Genomic DNA, 5,825 nt, shown 5'->3' with positions numbered 1-5,825 from the left:
TCTGGCGGCTCACCGGGGGACGCTCCCGCAGCTCTGGCGGCTCACCGGGGGACGCTCCCGCAGCTCTGGCGGCTCACCGGGGGACGCTCCCGCAGTTCTGGCGGCTCACCGGGGGACGCTCCCGCAAAACTGGCGGAGGGCTGTGCGAGGGAGCGTTCCTCCCATTCCTGCCAAATCTGCGGGAGCGTGTTGGAAATTTCGCAAGAGCTGCGGGAGCGTTCCGCCCATTCCTGCCAAATCTGCGGGAGCGTCGGGTGCGGGTGAGCGGGGCGGGCGAGCGGGGCGTCGTCGCAGTTTGCTCAGAGCCCTCCGGCATAGGACAATGGAAGCTGTGACTATGGTCACGAGTAATTGAATATGCCTTTGATCTGCGGCGGGAGAGTTCTGCAAGTAGGTACAAGCAGGCGCCGTAGGAGCAAACCCTCCCCAGGAATCTCTCAGGCCCACGTACCGCCGCGGCAAGGCAACTCTGGAAAGCAGCCGGCATCGTCCTCGGACATGCCGCGCTCACCGACGGTGCAAGCGGACCCCTGCTAACAGCAGGAGGCGCGGAAACTCTCAGGTCCAATACAGAGCGGGGAGGAACCCGAATCAATGTGGCGTACCCTGCGCCGCCTTAGTTATGGAGTTCCTTGTGACTGTTACCCCAGCCTCCACGTCCTTCGTTGACCGGCATGTCGGCGCCCGCCGCCAGGCGGACGTCGACGCCATGTTGAAGGCTGTCGGCTACGACACCGTCGACGCGCTCGTGGACACCGCCGTCCCGAAGGACATCCGGCAGGACTCACCGCTGCAGCTCACGGAAGCCCTCAGCGAGGTGGAGGTCCTTGCGGAGCTGCGTAAGCTCGCCGCGAAGAACAAGACCGCCGTGCAGATGATCGGCCAGGGCTACTACGACACCGTCACGCCGGCCGTGATCCGCCGCAACATCCTTGAAGCCCCGGCCTGGTACACGGCGTACACCCCGTACCAGCCGGAAATCTCGCAGGGCCGGCTCGAAGCGCTGCTGAACTTCCAGACCATGGTCCAGGACCTCGTGGGCCTGCCGATCGCGAACGCCTCCCTGCTGGACGAAGCCACCGCCGTCGCCGAGGCTGTGCTGATGATGCGCCGCGCCAACAAGAACAAGGCAGCGCACGATGGCAAGACCGTGCTCGACGCCGATTGCCTCCCGCAGACCATCGCGATCGTCAGGGGCCGCGCCGAGGCGCTCGGCTTCGAGGTCGAGGTCGCGGACCTGTCCAAGGGGCTGCCCGACGGCGTCATCAACGGCGTCGTGCTGCAGCAGCCCGGCGCCTCCGGCCGCGTGTTCGACCACGCCGCCGTGATCGCGGATGCCAAGGAGCGCGGCGCACTCGTCACGGTCGCCGCTGACCTGCTGGCCCTGACCCTGATCACCCCTCCSGGCGAGCAGGGCGCCGACATCGCCGTCGGCTCTGCCCAGCGCTTCGGGGTGCCGTTGTTCTTCGGCGGCCCGCACGCCGCGTACATGGCAGTCGCCAAGGGCCTGGAACGCTCCATGCCGGGCCGGCTCGTCGGCGTGTCCAAGGACAACGCCGGCGTTCCCGCCTACCGCCTGGCCCTGCAGACCCGTGAGCAGCACATCCGCCGCGAGAAGGCCACCTCCAACATCTGCACCGCGCAGGCGCTGCTGGCCATCGTGTCCTCCTTCTACGCCGTCTACCACGGCCCGGACGGCCTGAAGGCCATCGCCGAAACCACCCACGGCCACGCGAAGACCATCGCCGCCTCCCTGAAAGCCGCCGGCCTAGACGTGCTCCACGGCTCCTTCTTCGACACCGTTACCGTGTCCGTACCGGGTAAGGCCGCCGAAATCATCGCCGCCGCCGACGCCAAGGGCATCAACCTGCGCGCTATCGACGCCGACACTGTCGGCATCTCCGCCGATGAAGCGACGACGACGGCGATCGTCGCCGACGTCGTCGCTGCCTTCGGCGCCAGCGTCGCAGACGCAAAATCAGCCGGGGATTCCGGCTTCGCCCTGGACTCCGCCGTGGAGCGCACCTCGGACTACCTCCAGCACCCGGTGTTCAACACGCACCGTTCCGAAACCCAGCTGCTGCGCTACATCCGCCGCCTCTCGGACCGCGACCTGGCGCTGGACCGCACCATGATCCCGCTCGGCTCGTGCACCATGAAGCTGAACGCCACGGCCGAGATGGAATCCATGTCCTGGCCCGAATTCGCCTCCATCCACCCGTTCGCACCGGAATCCCAGACCGCCGGCTGGCGTGAACTGATCGAGGACCTCGAAGCCCAGCTGACCGAGATCACCGGCTACGACCAGGTCTCCATCCAGCCCAACGCCGGCTCGCAGGGTGAGCTCGCCGGACTGCTCGCCATCCGCGGCTACCACCACTCCCGCGGCGAAGCCCAGCGCAACGTCTGCCTCATCCCGGCGTCCGCACACGGCACCAACGCAGCCTCCGCTGTGCTGGCCGGCATGAAGGTCGTCGTCGTGGCCACCGCCACGGACGGCACCATCGACCACGCCGACCTGAACGCCAAGATCGAACTGCACAAGAACGCGCTCTCCGCGATCATGATCACCTACCCGTCGACCCACGGCGTGTACGACGCCGACGTCCGCGAGGTCTGCGACGCGGTCCACGCGGCCGGCGGCCAGGTCTACATCGACGGCGCCAACCTTAACGCCCTCGTCGGCCTGGCCCAGCCGGGCCAGTTCGGCGGCGACGTCTCGCACCTGAACCTGCACAAGACCTTCTGCATCCCGCACGGCGGCGGCGGACCCGGCGTCGGCCCGGTCGCGGCCAAGGCGCACCTGGCACCGTTCATGCCCGGCAACGCAGCAGACCCGGCCAACGGCGCCGGCGGAACCCCGATCTCCGCGTCGCGCTACGGCTCGGCCGGCGTGCTCCCGATCTCCTGGGCGTACGTGAAGCTGATGGGCGGACAGGGGCTGACCGAGGCCACCAAGTCGGCCCTGCTCGCGGCCAACTACGTCGCGGCGCGCCTCAACGACTACTTCCCGGTCCTCTACACCGGTGAAGGCGGCCTCGTGGCGCACGAATGCATCCTGGACCTGCGCGACCTCACGGCCAAGACCGGCGTGACCGCCGAGGACGTGGCCAAGCGCCTGATCGACTACGGCTTCCACGCGCCCACCCTCGCGTTCCCGGTGGCCGGCACCCTGATGGTCGAACCCACCGAGTCCGAGGACCTTGGCGAGATCGACCGCTTCATCACCGCCATGATCGCGATCCGAGCGGAAATCGACCAGGTGGCCAACGGCGACTTCAGCGTGGACCAGAGCCCGCTGCGCAACTCCCCGCACACCGCGGCCGCCGTGATCAGCACCGACTGGGAGCGCAGCTACTCGCGCGAACAGGCCGTCTTCCCGGTCCACACGCTCAAGCAGGACAAGTACTTCCCGCCGGTTGGCCGGATCGACGGTGCAGCGGGTGACCGCAACCTCATCTGCTCCTGCCCGCCGCTTTCCGAGTTCGAGAACTAAGGATTCCGACATGACTGAGAACTACACAGCACTCTACGAAGAGCACAAGAAGCTCGGCGCCTCCTTTACCGATTTCGGCGGCTGGCAGATGCCGCTGAAGTACAGCTCGGAGCTCGCCGAACACCACGCCGTCCGCACATCCGCGGGCCTGTTCGACCTCTCCCACATGGGCGAAGTCTGGGTCACCGGCCCGGACGCCGCGGCGTTCCTGGACTACGCCCTGGTCGGAAAGATCTCGGCCATGGCGATCGGCAAGGCCAAGTACTCGCTGATCTGCAACGAGGACGGTGGCATCATCGACGACCTCATCACCTACCGGCGCCCGGCCGGGACCGACGGCACCGACACGTTCCTGGTGGTCCCCAACGCAGGCAACGCCAAGGTTGTCGCCGCGGCACTTACCGACCGTGCAAAGGCATTTGATGTTGCGGTGGAGGACGCCTCCGCCGAGACCTCGCTGATCGCGGTCCAGGGTCCCAAGGCTCAGTCCATCCTGCTCCGCCTGGTTCCGGCAGCGCAGCACGAGCTCGTCACCGGCCTGAAGTACTACGCCGCCGTCGAGGTCCCCTTCCTGGTCGGCGGCGCCAGCCACGACCTGCTGCTGGCCCGCACCGGCTACACCGGCGAGGACGGCTTTGAAATCTTCGTGCCCAACGACGACGCCGCCGGCCTCTGGCAGGCGCTCATCGCCATCGCCGACGACGACGAGCTGACGGCCGCCGGGCTCGCGTCCCGCGATTCGCTCCGGCTCGAGGCCGGCATGCCGCTCTACGGCAACGAGCTCTCCCTGGAAGGCGACCCGTTCGCCGCCGGACTGGGACCCGTCGTCGCGCTGTCCAAGGAAGGCGACTTCGTCGGCAAGGCGGCGCTGGCCGCCAAGAAGGAATCCGGAGCGGGGACCACCACCGGCCGCAGGTTGGTCGGGCTCAAGGGCCTCGGCCGCCGCGCCGGCCGCGGCCACTACCCGGTGCTCAAGGACGGCGCCACGGTCGGCGAAGTCACCTCCGGCCAGCCCTCGCCTACCCTGGGCTACCCCGTCGCGTTGGCCTACGTCGACGTCGAGTTCACCGAACCCGGCACCGCCCTGGACATCGACCTGCGCGGCAAGGCCGAGCCGTTCGAAGTTGTCGCATTGCCTTTCTACAAGCGCCAAAAGTAGCCCGGCGGCTCCCGGGGCCGGGGAGGCTCCGGGACCGGCCGCTCCGTCCCCGGTTCCGGGGCCGGCTGACCCCGGTTTTCACGCGTGCTGCTCCTTCGTCGCTTTGACGCACGCTTTCGAAAACCGCGGCCAGCCGGCCCCTCGAGGACAGTTCACCTTTTAGAACAACCACTACAACATCAAAGCCAACGGGGGCCCGCCTTCGAAAGCCAAAGGTGCCGGAGCCATAACCGCCTACCGGGGGTTTCGGCCCTAGAAGATATCAACGGCCACTGTTTCTTTCCGGAACTTACGGTCCGGCTGAAACTGCTGGCCCCCGAAACTGGAACTGGCTGATAGCGGCAGGGGAGCGGGTTCCGGAAGCGTGCGTCAAAGCGACGAAGGAGCAGCACGCGGAGGAATCCGGTTCCCGGACGCGTAACCCGGCCCCGCTATCGCTGTATGCCAGCGACAATAGATTTAGTACCAACGACCACTCCAAGACTTAGGAAAAACACATGGCAAAAGTTGCCCCTGAACTGCAGTACTCCGCCGAGCACGAGTGGGTTGCGCGGGAGGCCGGGAACGTCGTGTCCATCGGCATCTCGGCCGTCGCCACGGACGCGCTGGGCGACATCGTGTACGTGGACCTGCCGGAGGTCGGTTCCGCGGTGACCGCGGGGGAGACCTGTGGCGAGGTCGAATCGACCAAGTCCGTCTCGGACCTGTATTCCCCGGTGACCGGTGAGGTCACGGAAATCAATGACGCCGTCGTCAGCGATCCGGCCCTGATCAACTCCGATCCGTATGGCGCCGGCTGGCTTTTCAAGGTGGCCGCCGAATCCGATGGCCCGCTGCTGTCTGCTCAGGATTACGCTTCCACGAACGGCGGCGAACTGTGAGCGCCACAACGGAAGCCACGTTCGAGCAGGTCGTCTCGCCGTCCCTGGATGCGGAGCTGTCGGCCCTGGATCCGGAGATCGCCGCGAAGATCGACGCCGAGTTGGGCCGCCAGCGCGACGGCCTGGAGATGATCGCCTCGGAGAACCACACCGCCAAGGCCGTCATGCAGGCGCAGGGCTCGGTGCTGACCAACAAGTACGCCGAAGGCTACCCCGGAAAGCGCTACTACGGCGGCTGCGAGCACGTCGACGTCGTCGAGCAGCTCGCGATCGACCGGGTCAAGGCACC

At 67.2% G+C, this 5,825-nt stretch carries 3 protein-coding genes, 1 pseudogene and 2 riboswitches; all 4 genes and pseudogenes read left to right on the top strand.

The features are described 5' to 3' along the window. Positions 1-364: 364 nt before the first annotated feature. Positions 365-463, top strand: a riboswitch (glycine riboswitch). Between the two features lies 1 nt (position 464). Then, positions 465-583: riboswitch (glycine riboswitch) on the top strand. Positions 584-622: 39 nt separating this feature from the next. Beyond that, complete coding sequence (gene gcvP / locus AB4Y86_RS10295; RefSeq protein ID WP_441402141.1) at positions 623-3,496, top strand: aminomethyl-transferring glycine dehydrogenase; 2,874 nt, start codon at positions 623-625, stop codon at positions 3,494-3,496. Between the two features lie 10 nt (positions 3,497-3,506). After that, positions 3,507-4,655 carry a glycine cleavage system aminomethyltransferase GcvT gene (gcvT, locus tag AB4Y86_RS10290; protein WP_441402140.1) on the top strand — a complete coding sequence of 383 codons (1,149 nt, stop codon included), beginning with the start codon at positions 3,507-3,509 and terminating at the stop codon, positions 4,653-4,655. 497 nt (positions 4,656-5,152) lie between these two features. After that, positions 5,153-5,536 (top strand): glycine cleavage system protein GcvH, encoded by a 384-nt coding sequence (gcvH, locus tag AB4Y86_RS10285; RefSeq protein WP_441402139.1) that lies wholly within the window; start codon positions 5,153-5,155, stop codon positions 5,534-5,536. After that, positions 5,533-5,825, top strand: a pseudogene (locus AB4Y86_RS10280) (serine hydroxymethyltransferase); the annotation flags it as partial. The gene gcvH and the pseudogene AB4Y86_RS10280, both read left to right, overlap by 4 nt.

Source organism: Arthrobacter sp. 2YAF22_2 (genome assembly GCF_052114645.1).
Taxonomy (GTDB): Bacteria; Actinomycetota; Actinomycetes; order Actinomycetales; family Micrococcaceae; genus Arthrobacter.
The sequence above is the reverse complement of the archived record's forward strand: the minus strand, read 5'-3'. Positions and strand labels throughout refer to the sequence as shown.

Coding starts and splice junctions, on each gene's coding strand:
- gcvT (WP_441402140.1), top strand. CDS start 3,507: ATGACTGAGAACTACACAGCACTCTACGAAGAGCACAAGAAGCTCGGC.
- gcvH (WP_441402139.1), top strand. CDS start 5,153: ATGGCAAAAGTTGCCCCTGAACTGCAGTACTCCGCCGAGCACGAGTGG.